Raw genomic sequence first — 14,009 nt, forward strand, 5'->3', positions numbered from 1 at the left:
GGTCATTTGCGAACCGCTCCGAAGGTGATGCCCCGCAAAAGGTGCTTGCGCAGCAGGATGGTGAAGACGAGCACCGGCAGCAGGAACAGCGTCACGCCCGCGCCGATGGCCGGCCAGTCGAGGCCGCCTTCGCCGATGATGGTGGGGATGAAGGGAGGGGCCGTCTGCGCCGTTCCGGACGTTAGCAGCAATGCGAAGGCGTATTCGTTCCAGGCGAAGATCAGGCAGAAGATCGCCGTCGCCGCGATGCCGGTCGCCATCTGGGGAAGCACCACCTTCACGAAAGCCTGAAGCCGCGTGTAGCCGTCGATCAGCGCCGCTTCCTCGTATTCCCGCGGGATCTCGTCGACGAACCCCTTCAGCAGCCAGACGGAGAGCGACACGTTGACCGCCGTATAGAGAATGATCATGCCCAGATGTGTGTCGGAAAGCCCGACCGTGCGGTACATCAGGAAGATCGGGATCGCCACGGCGATCGGCGGCATCATCCTGGTCGAGAGGATGAAGAACAGCAGATCGTCGGCCAGTGGAACCTTGAACCTGGAAAACGCGTAGGCAGCCAGCGTCCCGAGGAAGACCGACAGGAAGGTCGACCCGAAGCCGATGATCACGGAGTTGAGGAAACGCTCGCCGAATTTCGACGGACCGGCAATGACCATGTGCCGCGAGCGCACCAGGTCCTCGTACCAGGTCTGGGGCGGCGGCAGGCTTTCCATGTATTCCGGCGTCTGCCGCGAGCGCGTCGTGAAGAGGTTCACGTAGCCCTCGAGCGAGGGCTCGAACACCACCTTCGGCGGATAGGAGATGGAATCCGGCGGCGTCTTGAAGCCCGTCAGGAAGATCCAGGCGAGCGGCACCATGGTCACGAGTGCGTAGACGACGACCAGAAGGCCGGCGACAAGTCGTGTCCGGCGGCCTGGTGCGACGACGGAGTGGGCGGTTGTCGTGCTCATCTGCTCTTCACCGTGTTGAGCGCCTTGACGTAGATGTTGGCAGCGCCGAACACCGTCACGAACAGGATGATGGCGAAGGCCGAGGAAAGGCCGGTGCGCCATTTCTCGAAGGCCTCGCGCTTCAGGTTGATCGACGCCAGTTCCGTCACTGATCCGGGACCGCCCGACGTCAACTCGACGACGAGATCGAACATCTTGAAGTTCTCGATGGCGCGGAACAGCACCGCCAGCATCAGGAACGGCATCACCATCGGCAGCGTGATCGACCAGAAGGTGCGGAAAGGTCCGGCCCGGTCGACCTCCGCCGCTTCATAGATGTAGTCGGGAATGGAGCGCAGCCCCGCGAGGCAGATCAGCATCGTGTAGGGCGTCCACATCCACGTATCGACAATGACGATCGCCCAGGGTGCCAGGTCGACGCTGCCGATCATCTGGAACGAGGAGGGGTCGGCGCCGGTGAAGAAGCTCACCACATAATTGAAGAGGCCGATCTGCGGCTGATAGAGAAACGTCCAGAAATTGCCCACGACAGCGGGAGACAGCATCATCGGCAGCAGGATGACCGTCGTCCAGACACCGTGTCCGCGGAAGTTCTTGTTGATCAGCCATGCGAGGCCGAAACCGATCAGCACCTGGAAGAACATCGTCCAGAACAGGAAATGCGACGTCACCAGCATGTTGTGCCAGATGTCGCTGTCGGTCAGCACGCGCTCGTAATTGCGCAGGCCCACCCATTCGACTTCCCGGTTGGGTCGGTTGGCGCGGAAATTCGTGAAGGACAGATAGACCGTCCAGATCAGCGGGAACACGTTGATCGCAAGCAGGAGCACGATCGTTGGCGCGATGAAGATCCAGGCAATCGCCCGGTCCGACAGGCCGCGCACTTTTCGCGCAAGGCCGGGCGGCGTCCGGCTGGCCACCTGCTCGGCGGCGCTGCTGCTGATCTCTTGCTGTGACATGACGGGGTTCCGATTGGGCAACGGTCGGGCGGCAGTCAAGGATTCGGGCGACGTTCGCAGGGCGCAGGCCGGCCGGTTTTCGCCGGAGCTGCGCGAACCGTACCCTGGTGCGGGAACCTGCACCGGTTCTCTCCGGCATCTCCCCCGCCGCCAGTTGGACGGCGGGAGAGCATCACTCTGGATGTGTTCAGAGTTTTCCTTCGTCCTCGAAGGTTTCCGTCCAGTCCTCGATCAGCTTGTCGAGGGCTTCCTGGGCGGTGCCCTGGTCGGCAACGACGTAGTCGTGCAACCGCTTCTGCATGGCAAGAAGCAGTTCGGCATAGGCCGGCTCCTGCCAGAAGTCCTGCACGCCGCCCATCGCCACGAGGAAGTCGGCCGCGAAGGGCTGGCTGTCCTTGAAGCCCGGATCGTTCAGGACCGAGTTGTGGGCCGAGTAGCCGCCGAGCGACCACCACTTGGCCTGCACCTCCGGCTGGGCGAACCACTTGATGTACTTGAGCGCCTGTTCCTTCTTGTCGGAATAGGAGATGACGGAGATGCCCTGCCCGCCGAGCGTCGAGGCTTCGACGTTCTGGCCGGGATTGACGAAAAAGCCGATCTTGTCACCACCGACCTGTTCGTCCTTGTAGAGGCCGGGGAAGAAGGCGAACCAGTTCATCGCCATCGCGACCTGGCCGGACTTGAAGCTGTCGAGGCTCTCCTGCATGTAGCTGTCGGTGTAGCCCGGCGCCGTGCAGCACTTGTAGAGCTCCTTGTAGAACTCCAGTGCCGCCACCGCCTCGGGTGAGTTCACCGCGCCTTCCATGTCGTACTTGCCCGGCGTGTTCTCGTATTTGAACCCCCACGCATAGAGCGCGCCTGTCGCACCCATGGTGATGCCTTCCGAGCCGCGCTCGGTGAAGATGTTGATGCCATAGCGGGTCTTGCCGTCGATCTCCCGACCCTGGAAGAACCTGGCAATCTCCATCAGCTCGGTCTGGGTCTTGGGCGGAGCGAGGTCACGACCGTACTCGGCCTTGAACGCTGCCTGGATCTCCGGCTTCGAGAACCAGTCCTTGCGATAGAACCAGGCGTTGGCATCGCCCATTGCCGGCAGCGCCCAGTAGTTCGGCGTGCCCTTCGGCCAGGTCGAGTAGGCATAGACGGTCGCCGGAGCGAAATCGTCCATGCTGATCTTCTCGGCCTCGAAAAAGTCGTTGAGCTTGACGTAATGGCCGTTCTCCGCACCGCCGCCGATCCACTGGCTATCGCCGATCAGCAGGTCGCAGAGCTTGCCGCCCGAGTTGAGCTCGTTGAGCATGCGGTCGGCGAAGTTCGGCCATGGCACGAACTCGAACTTCATGCCGATGCCGGTTTCGGCGGTGAAATCCTTCGACAGCTGGACAAGCGCGTTGGCCGGGTCCCAGGCAGCCCAGCACAGGGTGATGTCTTCCGCCTGTGCCGACGTGACGGCCAACCCGCTCATCATCGTTCCGCACAGGGCTGCAGCCCATGTCTTCCGATATCTGTTCACGTGATCCTCCCACAGTCTCGCGGCTGTTCTGTCGGGCCCGCAATGTGCAGTCACCGGCCGCGCCCCCGCCTCCCGCGTGGACTCCACCCGTTTCGGATGTTTACCGCGATGTTTAGTTGGATAGTGAATGCTAAACAAATCAAGCGATTTCGTTGTTGCAAAGCCGCATATTCCTCCCGCGACGCAACAACCATTGCGTGTCAAAAGCCGAAAAATAGTGAATTAATTTCGAACCAAATGAGATCCAGGTAACATCATTGCGCATCTGCCCGATAAAATGAAAACGCTGATTATAAACATTTTCCGCGCGATCTTTTTCGCGCACCAAAAAAAAGCGCAGGGAGCTCCTGGTTCCCGGCGCTTGTCGAAAACGGGTTCTCTGGCAGCGCAACAGGCCTCCGGCAAAAAAGTCGGAGGTGGCGGTTCAGTCCTGCCCGTTCAGCGAAGCGAAATCCTCTCCGGCTTCCACCAGTCGGGCAAGCAAGGGAGCGGGTTCCCAGAAAAACGGATCTTCCGCGTGAAGCTGCCGAAGATCGGCAAGCACGGCCTGCAGGCCCATCCGGTCCGCGTAGTGCATCGGGCCGCCGCGCCAGCGTGGAAAGCCGTAACCGGCAATCATCGTCACATCGACATCGAGCGGGCGCAGGGCAATGCCCTCCTCGACGATCCTCGCGGCCTCGTTGATCATCGCGGCCATATAGCGCGTCACGATCTCCTCGGCGGAGAAGCTGCGGGGCGTGATCCCCTTGGCCTCGCGCTCGGCGGCGATGATGGCTTCAACCTCCGGATCCGGCGTCCCGCGCCGCGCGCCGTCCTCGTAGAGGTAGAACCCGCGCCCGGTCTTCTGGCCGAACCAGCCCCGCTCGCAAAGACGATCGGCAAACCCGACAATGCGTTCGCGGGGATCGCGTGTTGCAGCCCGGCGCTTGCGCCCCGCCCAGGCGATGTCCAGCCCGGCAAGATCCCCCACCGCGAACGGCCCCATGGGGAACCCGAAGCCGACCAGTGCCGCATCGATCTCGTAGGGACTGGCGCCATCCTCGACCATGTAGTCGGCAGCCTTCCGGTAGGTGTTGAGCAACCGGTTTCCGATAAACCCGTCACAGACACCCGCCCGCACGGCGACCTTCTTCAGCCGTTTGGCCAGCGTGAACCCGGTCGCAACGACATCGGCGCCCGTCTGCTTCGCGACCACCACTTCCAGAAGCCGCATCACATGGGCGGGCGAGAAGAAGTGAAAGCCGATGACGTCCTGGGGCCGTGAGGTCGCGGCCGCGATCTCGTCAACGTCGAGATAGGAAGTGTTTGTCGCCAGGATCGCGCCAGGACGGGCCACCGCATCGAGCTTCGTGAAGACCTCCTTCTTCACGTCCATGTCCTCGAAAACCGCCTCGATGACGAGATCGATCGAGGCAAGCGCCGCGTAGTCCGTTGCCGTCGTGAAGTCCCGGCCAAGGATCTGCTCCCGGCGCGCCTGGGATAGCTTGCCGCGCCGCACGCCGTCGTCGAGCAACTTCGTCACGATACCGCGCGCCCGATCCGCGCTTGCCGCGTCCCGTTCGACCAGAGTGACCGGCAGTCCCGCATTGAGAGCTGCCACGGCAATGCCGGAGCCCATCGTGCCCCCGCCGATCACCCCGACCGAGGCAATGTCTCGCGGCGCGATCCCTTGCGCCTCCGGGATCTTCGCCACGGCGCGTTCCGCGAAAAACGCGTGGATCAGCCCGGCCCTCTGCTCGGAATTCATCAGCTCGGTGAAAAGTGCCCGCTCGCGCGCCAGCCCCTCGGCGAACGGCAGGTCGAAGGCCGCCTCGACAGCATCGATCGCGACCATGGGCGACAGCTGCCCGCGTGCCGACTTCCGCGTCCGTGCCCGCCAGTCGGCGAAGAGCGCCGGATCCTTGTCGCCCGCGTCAATCTCGCCACTGCGGCGGCCGGCGGCAACACCGGCACCGCCGGTCAGCTCGCGCGCAAACGCCTTGCCCGCCTCCAGCGGATCGTCTCCATCCACCACCGCGTCGACGACGCCGAGCTTCAAAGCCTCTACGGCTCCGACATGGCGGCCGCTGGTGATCAGGTCGAGCGCGGCGTCGGCTCCGGCCAGACGCGGCAGCCGCTGCGTGCCGCCGGCACCGGGCAGAATTCCGAGGGTCACCTCCGGCAATCCGACCTTGGCCGAGGCAAGAGCCACACGCGCATGACAGCCCAGCGCAACCTCGAGCCCGCCGCCAAGTGCCGTTCCGTGCAAGGCGGCAACCACCGGTTTGGCGCAGGCCTCGACCATGTTGATCACGTCGGGCAGGAACGGTTCGGCCATCGGCTTGCCAAACTCGCGAATGTCGGCGCCGGCAATGAAAGTGCGCCCGGCGCCGGCAATCACCGCGATCTTTGCATCCCCGTCCGCGGCAAACCTCCCGATGGCGGCTGCAAGACCTGCACGCACGGCCTGTGAGAGCGCGTTGACGGGAGGATTGTCGATGACGATCAGCGCGATGCCGTCCTCGATAGAGTAGCGAACGGGTTCGGTCACGACGGCGTCTCCTTGCAAATGGCTATGCGGCGCAAGCTCGCACCTGCCGCGCCGGGGCGGGGCGGGCGCAGTTTAGGGGCCAACTCAAGTGTTTCAATCCTAAAATATCGATGGCACGAACCGTGCCTCGCGCCGTCTTCAGGTCAGAGCAAGGGTGATGTCGTCCAGCGGCAGCCCGGCGACGCGCGTGCTCCATGTCTCGCCGGATGCCACGGGAAAGGCGCGGGTCAGCGTCCCTGTCGTGACCACGGCGCCCGCCCCTATCCCCGTCGCCAGCGCCGTATCGGGCAAGCCGTCGACCAGAGCCTTGAGCGCGCTCAAGGGACCGCCGAGAACATTCTCCGAATGTCCAGAATCGGTATGCTGTCCGTTTCTGAAGAGATCGAGCGTGAAGTCGCCAAGGCGCGCCAGCCAGGCATCACGGTTCTCGTGAGTCACCGGCGAGAAGGCCGTGTGTCTCAGCAATCCATGCAAGGCAAACGCCACCACGGTGTCCGCTGCCTGAAACCGCCATCCGGGGAAAGGCGACTGCACAAACTCGAAGCCGAGCGCCACGCCGTCGATAGAGGCGAGAAGCTCCGCCTCTCCGGCTCCGGCCTGCAGCGGAGCAGCGATACGAAACACGATTTCCGGCTCGATCCGAGGCTCCATCAGCCGCGAGATGTCGCAGGTGGAAACGCCCGGCCCTGCCACCTCGGCGACCGTCGTGTCATAAACCGGTCCCCAGATCGGGGCATGAACGTCGTACTCGTCCCAGATCGTTCGGTTGGTAAAACCGATCTTCCACCCGGCAGGGCGTTCGCCCCGCGCTCGTCTTTGCTCGACGATGGCCGCCGACACCTCGTAGGCCCGCACAAGCCCGAAACCCGCATCCTCATCCGTTATCGGCGGGCAGGACCCCGTATGCCCGGCAAGGCCCAACAGCCGGCTGGCAAGTTCCGCATCGTCATCTCTCATGGGTTATGGTCCTGTTCTCGCGCGCTCTTTCGATCTCGTGGCACGATGGCCGGGCTTCCCGGGACTGGCAAGCCCGGCGCCTCGCCCGTCCTTGCCGACGGTCCGCTTTCCGATCGCCGGGCTCCGCGCTATCTTCGGCCAGACCTATTGTCCGATCCCGGGAGATCATCTCGATGCTGAGACTTCTTATCGCGCTTTGCGCCCTTTTGCCCCTGTCGCTGGGCGCGCTCGCCGCCGAACTCGAAATCCGCGACATCGTCATCGGCACCGGAGAGGAAGCCGTTCCTGGGTCGACCGTGACCGTGCACTACACGGGCTGGCTCGCCAATGGCACGAAGTTCGACTCAAGCCTCGATCGCGGCGAGCCCTTCTCCTTTCCGCTCGGGGCAAGCCGCGTGATCCGGGGCTGGGACCAGGGGGTCGAGGGAATGCGGGTCGGCGGCAAGCGCGAACTCGTCATCCCTCCTGAACTCGGCTATGGCGCGCGCGGCGCGGGCGGCGTCATCCCGCCCAATGCGACATTGCGCTTCGAGGTCGAACTGCTCGCCGTCTCGAAGGCCAATTTCGGCAATCTCGACAATGATGCCCTGAAGAAGAAGCTGGCCGACGGCGCCGTGCTGGTCGACATCCGTCGCCCCGAGGAATGGAAGGAAACCGGTATAATCGAAGGCGCCCGTCTCCTCACCTTCTTCGACAGCGATGGCAAGGTGAACCCCGGTTTTCTCGCCGGCTTCACGACGCTCGCGGGCAAGGACGACCCCGTCGTGCTGATCTGCCGGACCGGAAGCCGCTCCTCCGTTGTCGCCCGCTATTTCGCGGAGCGCGCCGGCTACAGCAGGATCGACAGCCTCGAGAAAGGTGTCATGCACTGGATCGCCGAAGGCAACCCGGTCACGACCGCGTCCCTGCCGGAAAACTGCTGGCTTTGCTGATATCGCTCTCCGGCCCGCCATCGTCCCTGTGCAAAGCGTCGGCGGCACGCAACAGTGAGATCGCGCGCCGGATACGCTGCACCGATGTTGCATGCGCAAGAAGCGCGTAGATCGCCAGGCCGGCAGCAATGGTCGTCCCGGCAGGCAGACCGGCAAGCGACAGTCCTCCCGCGGCAAGCAGCATCGCGCAAAGAAAGATGATCCGTTCGAGCCGCTCGAAGAAGTCCGGCCACGCCTCGTTGCTGATCGGGATCTCGATCGCCGTGCGGGCCTTCGCATAACTCGTCATCACGCCGCCGGAAAACGCGATCAGGGCGAGCGCCCACAGATCGCTGACCGCAGCGATCGAGGCGAGCACCGCCAGTTCCTGGTAACGGTCGACCATTGCATCGAAATAGCCGCCGGACTTGGTGCACATGTCGCGCCGCCGCGCCACCGCCCCGTCCAGCGCATCGAAGGCGAAGGCAAAGGCGAGCATCAGGCCAAACAGCGCCGGGCTTTCATGCCACAGATAAAGCGCCGAACTCAGCGTCACGAGCGCGAGACCGGTTGCCGTCACCTGGTTGGGGCTCATGCCGGCCTTGATGAGAGGGCTCGCCATGCTCTCCCATAGCGGGTCGATATGGCGCTTGAACAATCCGTCGATCATGGCGTTGTCCTTGAGGCCGAAAGGCCGGTTCAGCGATAAAGCGCAATGAGGCGCGAACGGTGCCGTTCGAGCATGGCGGAGCGGGCATCACTCAAGACCATGCCCTCGTGCTGCGGATCGTAGATCTCGGCGGGTCCCGTCGCCAGCGCCGGCGCCGCGGCCTCCACGCTGTCGAACCAGCCGAGGTTCGTGCCGGCGATTGCCGCCGCCCCGCGCACACCCGCATGCCGGGGCGCGCGAACCTCGACACGCCGCTTGAGTGCATCGGCGAGACCTTGCGCGAAAAGCGGATTCACGGCGGCCCCGCCAACCAGCGGCAGCGGCACGTCGGCAAGCACGCCACGCTGTTTCGACACCTTGGAGAGGGCCCAGCGCATGTTGAGCGCGACACCTTCCAGCACCGAGCGCAACAGCGCGCTCCGCTCGTGTTGCATGCCAAGCCCATAGAACACACCGCGCAGGCGATCGTCGTCGACGGGAACCCGCTCGCCCGCCAGCCATGGCACGAACAGCGGGTCATCGGCCCGCACCGGACCGATCCCCTCATAGGCACGGGCAAGCGCACTATCCGTGTCGCCTTCCGCCCCGCCGGTCAGTCGTGCGGCCCAGGCAAAAGCAGTGCCTGCGCTTTCCTGGGTCGCAATCAGCAAGGGCCTGTAGCCGACGCTTGAAGAAATCGTCGCGAAGGAATGAAAGATGTCGATCCGCCGGGAGGGAAAGAACCCGCTGAGCCAGGCGCTGGTGCCGGCATAGGCATGCAACTCGCCATCGGCCATCGCGCCGGAGCCAATGGCCGTCGCCGCCACGTCGCCGGCACCGGCAATCACCGGCAATCCCGGCTCCAGCCCGAGTTCGGTGGCCGCGTCCGCCAGCAGACCACCAACCGTTTCGGTGCCGTCGACGATCTCCGGCAGCTTGTCGAGCGGAATGCCCAGCCGTCCGGCAAGATAGGCGGACCAGCCTTCCCGCCCCTTCCTGGTGTCCATCATCCATGTAAGGTTGGCGCTGTCGGCGGTCGTGACGAAGCGCCCCGTCGCCCTGTTGAGCAGCCAGTCCTTGACGTCGAGAAGCTTGTGCGCCCCGGCAAAGACGTCCGGCTCGAACTGTTTCAGCCATAGCATCTTGGCCGGCGGATCCATGCCGTTGTGCGACGGCGCACCATTGGCGATCCGGGTCCAGGCAAGGAGCTTGTCGAGCCGGTAGCCGGCAAGCGAGGGAAAACCGCCATTCATCTGCCGCGACATCGTGCCGGCCCGCTTGTCGAGCCAGACGATCGCCGGACGCAAGGGCGCACCCGACGCATCGCTCGCGACAACGCCGCACATCTGTGCGCAGAACACCAGTGCGGCGGCGCGTTCGGCAAGATCGGGTATCAGCCCGCGCAGGTCCGCGATGCCTTCCGCAAGGGCCTTCCACCAGTCGGCCGGCGCCTGCTCCGCCTGTCCGGACGCGGGAAGCGACAATGGATAGGCCCGCATCGCGACCGCCTTCAGTGCCAGCGACCTGTCGAGCGCGGCAAGCTTGACGCCGGATGTCCCGAAATCTGCGGCAATCACGAGGTCACGCGCCGACCGGCCGGCGCCGGCAATCCCGGCATCGCGCATGTCCGTGTCCTGAGAACCGTTTTCGCCCACTTGCATTGCCCCCGCCTGCCGGCATCTCCAGATGCGTTTGCTCCTTCGCCGGCATCGGGTTTATAGATTTCATCGCCCCTTGAGAACCGGGGAAACAGGCGGGGCCTCATCGGCACCACGGACGGCAACGTTCGCACATGAGTTCCGGAGACTGGTGACCTACCGATGTCAACCGATTGCGCCGGCGCGCCCCAGCCGAAATCCGTGGACGTGGTCTACACATGGGTCGATGACAGCTTCCCCGGCTATGCGCAAACGCTGCGCGCTTACGCGACCGACCGGCGCGACACCAATCCCAATCGCACACGCGACAATCTCGATCTTCTGCGCTATTCGCTGCGCTCGCTCGACGCCTACATGCCCTTCGTGCGCCGGATCCACATCGTATGCTGCCGGCCGCAGGTGCCGGCATGGCTCGACACCGGCCATCCGGACATCCGCGTCGTCCATCACGACCGGATCATGGCGCCGGAAATCCTGCCGACATTCAACTCCTTTTCCATCGTCAGCCATCTGGCGAGGATCCCGGACCTGTCTTCCCAGTTTCTCTATTTCGAGGATGACATGCTGGCATTCCGGCCGCTGAAGGCAGAAGACTTCAAGGCGGCAGACGGGCGTTCGAAGGTCTTTCTGGAAGACCGACCGTCGCCCGTGATGTCGGCGCTCGACCCGGCCAGTTCGAGCCCCTGGAACCTTGCGCTCGCCAGGGCCAACGAGGTGCTGGCGGCGGCATTCGGCGCAAAACCCTTTTCCTATCTTGCCCACGGACCGCAAATCATCGACCGGGATCTCTTCGCACGGATGTGCGAGCATTTTGCCGACGAGATCGCCGCCACACGCCAGAGCCGTTTCCGGGCCCACGGCAATGTCCCTCCGGAATATCTCTATCCGCATTTCGCGCTGGAAACCGATGCGGCCAACCGGGCCGACGGCGCGGAAGTCCGGCAGATGGCCGGCTATGCGTCGCTGGAGAACTGGTACGCCTGGACCTGGCTGCAACTGCGCCGGCTGGAGTGGCGCAAACCCGCCACGATCACATTGAACGACAGCTTCGAAGACGCCCCCAATCCGCGCGTCGTCGCCCATGTGCGCCACACTCTCGAACGCTGGTACCCGCGTCCCTCGCGTTTCGAGAAAGCCGCTCAGCCAGGCAGCGCAAGCGCCTCTCGGTAGATCTCCACAAGCCGCCTGCCCGTCGCCGGCAGGTCAAGCTCCCGGGCACGCGCCATCGTCCAGCGGCGCAGCGTATTTCGCCGGTCGGGCGTTGCCGCCAGCTCGACGATACGCCGGGCCAACGCCCCGGCATCTTCAGGCGGGACCAGCAGGCTGGCGCCCTCTCCGTGTTCCAGGACCCCGGTGTAGCCGGCATTCGCCGCGGCAATCGGCAACGCGCCGGCGGCCATTGCCTCGACGAGCACAAGACCGAAACTCTCGCCATACGGCGCGGGAGCAACGAAGATATCCCAGCCGGCCACCAGTTTCCGCGCCGTTGCATCATCGGGTGTGTCGACCAGTCGTATGCGATCGCCATGGAGACCCGCCATCGCTTGGCGGACCGACGGCAGAAGCGGCCCGCCCCCGGCGATGGTCAGATGTGCCTCCGGGACCCGCATGGCGATCTCAGGCCAGGCAGCGAGAAGGACATGCAGGCCCTTGCGGGCCTCGAAGCGGCCGAGAAACCCGATCTCCAGTCGCCCGGGCGGGCGTTGCCCCCGCTTGGCACCGGCCTCGCGCCAGGGAGCCAGGTTCACCGCCGGCGGCAGAACATGAGCCGAAACGCCTCGCTCCTGCGGGCGCAGATGTGCCAGCGGCGCTTCCGACGGCACCACGACGGCCTGCGAGCGCTTCATGAAATAGCCGGCAACGGCGCGCAGCGCACGTCCGGACAATCCGCCGGCACTGGCTTCGGGCAGGGTCGCGTGGAACGTTGTCACCGCCGGGAGATGCAGTCTCCGCCAGAGCTGCCAGGCCATCAACGGGGTCCACGGCGTATGCAGATGGACAACCTCCGCACCCCAGTCGTGGAGATCGACTGCCAGTTCCCTCAACTCGCGCCGCCCGGCAAGGCTGACTTCGAACCGGGTTCCGAACATCGAAACCATGCGCGCCCGGCCGCAACAGGACACTTCTCCGCCGGCGATGCCGGCCGGCGGATACGGCGCGACGACACGCACCGCGTGCCCCTCGTCCCTCAGCCAGCGGGACAGGTCGCGGACATGCGACTGCACCCCGCCGGGCCGGGTCATGTCATAAGGACAGATCTGGACAATCTTCATCGCGGCCCGCTGTCTCGTCCCTTTGCGAGGACCCCGGTCAGCCCCTCGGCGATATCCGCAAGCCCGTAGACCAGCAGGAACAGCGTCAGAACTGCCAGATGGCCGGTTGCCAACGCAAACGCGAGCAACACTGGTATCAGCCCGCTCAGTCCCGCCAGGAACGCAAGGATCAGGCCTGTGAAGGTCACCTGCTCCTGCTTCGCCTCGACCGCCGGAACGGGTGCGCGTGTTTCGGCGCGCGCGCCTGCATCGCGCACGACACGCGCGAAAAGCCGGCTCCAGCCGGCGGCAAGCCCGATCGAGCTCCAGAACGCGCTTCCGTCCCCTGCACGGTCGGCAAGTATCCCGATGCTGGCGTAGAGCACTCCCCACTGGACCATGTCGGCGAGAAAATCGAACGTCGCGCCCCGCACACTGGTGCCGCCAGTCGCCCGCGCCAGCCCTCCATCCACGCAATCGAGCACCTGAAATGCGAAGGCGAGACAGACGACGGTCGTGCCGGCCAACGGCACCGACGGCAGGAACGCTGCGGGGAGCATCGCAAGCGCCACGACCAACGCCGCAACAGTCACCGCAACGGGCGCAACGCCAAGTCGCGCCAGCGGCACGATCAGAACCATGCTCGGCAGCCGGTAGAAAACAGCCACCGCCCAATCGCCTCGCAATTCCGCCGTGAGCTTGTCCCGCCGATATTCGGACCAGAGGCCCTTTACGGTGATCGACGGCTGCATCCCCGTTCGCCCGTTCACGCTTGCTTTCAGCAGTGCCAACCGACTATTGCCCCGGCCGGACACCTCCCCTATTACTGGACTGCCTTACCACACTCCGACGGTTTCATGCTCGATATCAAAGCGATTTTTCTGGCCGCCGGTCGCGGCGTGCGGATGGGTGAACGCGGGCGCATGACGCCCAAGGGCCTTATCTCGATCGGCGCGCGGACCTTCCTCGAGGAAGCGGTAACGACCCTGGCCGACAATGGGGTGGGCAATGCTCGCGTCGTCACGGGCCATCTTGCCGAGCAGTATCGCGATCTGGCCGCAATCCGTTGCCCCGATCTCGACCTGCGGCACAATCCCGATTTCGAGGTGAAGGGTTCGCTTCAAAGCCTGCTGGTCGGGCTTGAGGGAGAGGACGGTCCCTGCCTGCTGCTTGAATCGGATCTCATTTTCGAACCGCGCGCTGTCGCCACCGTCATTGCACGACCGGATCGCTCCGCCTTGCTTGTGTCAGGTGCGACCGGAGCGGGCGACGAGGTTCATGTCTGGGCCGACGAAACGGATGGCGCCCGCTGTCTTCGCGACATGTCGAAACTTGTCGATCGCTGGCCCGATGTTCCTCATGGCGAGCTTGTCGGCCTCACCTATCTCACCGGCGACGCGGTCCGTCACCTGAAGCGCATCGGTCCCGATCTCGTGTTCGACAACGCGATGGAAGACTATGAAAACGGTCTTGTGGAGCTTGCCCGCTCGCATCCCGTGACCTGTCCGAAAGTGGCGGACCTTGCCTGGGCCGAGGTCGACAACGAGGCGATGCTGGCCCGTGCCGCCGAGCAGGTGTATCCGCGCATTCTCGCCGCCCGGGCGCGCTGACGACGGCACGTTGTTCC

Annotated in this window: 11 protein-coding genes and 2 pseudogenes; 4 read left to right on the forward strand and 9 right to left on the reverse strand. The window is 64.5% G+C overall.

Translation table 11 applies throughout. From position 1 onward, the window contains the following. Positions 1–2: 2 nt before the first annotated feature. From ACQY46_RS00265 to ACQY46_RS00285, 5 genes are all read right to left on the reverse strand, one after another. Entirely contained in the window at positions 3–953 is a 951-nt protein-coding gene (locus ACQY46_RS00265) for a carbohydrate ABC transporter permease (RefSeq protein ID WP_428698335.1), read from the reverse strand. Continuing rightward, positions 950–1,912: a carbohydrate ABC transporter permease gene (locus ACQY46_RS00270; RefSeq protein WP_428698336.1), complete on the reverse strand. Its 963-nt coding sequence runs from the start codon at positions 1,910–1,912 to the stop codon at positions 950–952. Before ACQY46_RS00270 ends, ACQY46_RS00265 begins: the two co-directional genes overlap by 4 nt. A gap of 187 nt (positions 1,913–2,099) precedes the next feature. After that, on the reverse strand, positions 2,100–3,380 hold the full coding sequence (locus ACQY46_RS00275) for an ABC transporter substrate-binding protein (protein ID WP_428700555.1): 1,281 nt from the start codon (positions 3,378–3,380) through the stop codon (positions 2,100–2,102). A 469-nt stretch (positions 3,381–3,849) separates the two neighbouring features. Further along, positions 3,850–5,955, reverse strand: coding sequence for a 3-hydroxyacyl-CoA dehydrogenase NAD-binding domain-containing protein (locus ACQY46_RS00280; protein ID WP_428698337.1), 2,106 nt, complete (start codon positions 5,953–5,955; stop codon positions 3,850–3,852). 138 nt (positions 5,956–6,093) lie between these two features. Beyond that, a complete protein-coding gene (locus ACQY46_RS00285; RefSeq protein WP_428698338.1) occupies positions 6,094–6,912 on the reverse strand; it encodes a 2-keto-4-pentenoate hydratase in 819 nt (272 codons plus the stop codon). Positions 6,913–7,085: 173 nt separating this feature from the next. Between ACQY46_RS00285 and ACQY46_RS00290 the strand changes: the two are divergent. Together ACQY46_RS00290 and ACQY46_RS00295 are read left to right on the forward strand one after the other, a co-directional pair. Beyond that, positions 7,086–7,463: pseudogene (locus ACQY46_RS00290) on the forward strand (FKBP-type peptidyl-prolyl cis-trans isomerase); the annotation flags it as partial. A 90-nt stretch (positions 7,464–7,553) separates the two neighbouring features. Beyond that, positions 7,554–7,844, forward strand: a pseudogene (locus tag ACQY46_RS00295) (rhodanese-like domain-containing protein); the annotation flags it as partial. Here ACQY46_RS00295 and ACQY46_RS00300 read toward each other — a convergent pair. Further along, the gene (locus tag ACQY46_RS00300) at positions 7,804–8,493 is read right to left on the reverse strand and encodes a CDP-alcohol phosphatidyltransferase family protein (protein WP_428698339.1); all 690 of its coding nucleotides are present in this window, start codon (positions 8,491–8,493) and stop codon (positions 7,804–7,806) included. The pseudogene ACQY46_RS00295 and the gene ACQY46_RS00300 overlap by 41 nt on opposite strands. 29 nt (positions 8,494–8,522) lie before the next feature. Next, positions 8,523–10,097: a xylulokinase gene (locus ACQY46_RS00305; RefSeq protein ID WP_428698340.1), complete on the reverse strand. Its 1,575-nt coding sequence runs from the start codon at positions 10,095–10,097 to the stop codon at positions 8,523–8,525. A 195-nt stretch (positions 10,098–10,292) separates the two neighbouring features. Between ACQY46_RS00305 and ACQY46_RS00310 the strand changes: the two genes are divergently transcribed. Further along, complete coding sequence (locus tag ACQY46_RS00310; protein ID WP_428698341.1) at positions 10,293–11,300, forward strand: stealth conserved region 3 domain-containing protein; 1,008 nt, start codon at positions 10,293–10,295, stop codon at positions 11,298–11,300. Here the strand turns inward: ACQY46_RS00310 and ACQY46_RS00315 are convergent. Both ACQY46_RS00315 and ACQY46_RS00320 read right to left on the reverse strand, forming a co-directional pair. Next, positions 11,270–12,403: a glycosyltransferase family 4 protein gene (locus ACQY46_RS00315; protein ID WP_428698342.1), complete on the reverse strand. Its 1,134-nt coding sequence runs from the start codon at positions 12,401–12,403 to the stop codon at positions 11,270–11,272. The two genes, ACQY46_RS00310 and ACQY46_RS00315, sit on opposite strands and share 31 nt — an antisense overlap. After that, positions 12,400–13,134, reverse strand: a complete 735-nt coding sequence (locus ACQY46_RS00320; RefSeq protein WP_428698343.1) for a CDP-alcohol phosphatidyltransferase family protein — start codon at positions 13,132–13,134, stop codon at positions 12,400–12,402. Before ACQY46_RS00320 ends, ACQY46_RS00315 begins: the two co-directional genes overlap by 4 nt. Before the next feature lie 105 nt (positions 13,135–13,239). On the opposite strand from ACQY46_RS00320, the gene ACQY46_RS00325 reads away from it, so the two are divergent. Further along, entirely contained in the window at positions 13,240–13,992 is a 753-nt protein-coding gene (locus tag ACQY46_RS00325) for an NTP transferase domain-containing protein (protein WP_428698344.1), read from the forward strand. The last annotated feature ends 17 nt before the right edge of the window (positions 13,993–14,009 follow it).

The organism is Stappia sp., from assembly GCF_965276915.1.
GTDB lineage: Bacteria > Pseudomonadota > Alphaproteobacteria > Rhizobiales > Stappiaceae > Stappia.

Excerpts from the sequence above, each read along its gene's own strand:
- ACQY46_RS00285 (WP_428698338.1), bottom strand. The coding sequence starts at position 6,912 with ATGAGAGATGACGATGCGGAACTTGCCAGCCGGCTGTTGGGCCTTGCC.
- ACQY46_RS00300 (WP_428698339.1), bottom strand. The coding sequence starts at position 8,493 with ATGATCGACGGATTGTTCAAGCGCCATATCGACCCGCTATGGGAGAGC.
- ACQY46_RS00305 (WP_428698340.1), bottom strand. The coding sequence starts at position 10,097 with ATGCGCGATGCCGGGATTGCCGGCGCCGGCCGGTCGGCGCGTGACCTC.
- ACQY46_RS00320 (WP_428698343.1), bottom strand. The coding sequence starts at position 13,134 with ATGCAGCCGTCGATCACCGTAAAGGGCCTCTGGTCCGAATATCGGCGG.
- ACQY46_RS00325 (WP_428698344.1), top strand. The coding sequence starts at position 13,240 with ATGCTCGATATCAAAGCGATTTTTCTGGCCGCCGGTCGCGGCGTGCGG.
- ACQY46_RS00275 (WP_428700555.1), bottom strand. The coding sequence starts at position 3,380 with ATGATGAGCGGGTTGGCCGTCACGTCGGCACAGGCGGAAGACATCACC.
- ACQY46_RS00315 (WP_428698342.1), bottom strand. The coding sequence starts at position 12,403 with ATGAAGATTGTCCAGATCTGTCCTTATGACATGACCCGGCCCGGCGGG.
- ACQY46_RS00265 (WP_428698335.1), bottom strand. The coding sequence starts at position 953 with ATGAGCACGACAACCGCCCACTCCGTCGTCGCACCAGGCCGCCGGACA.
- ACQY46_RS00270 (WP_428698336.1), bottom strand. The coding sequence starts at position 1,912 with ATGTCACAGCAAGAGATCAGCAGCAGCGCCGCCGAGCAGGTGGCCAGC.
- ACQY46_RS00310 (WP_428698341.1), top strand. The coding sequence starts at position 10,293 with ATGTCAACCGATTGCGCCGGCGCGCCCCAGCCGAAATCCGTGGACGTG.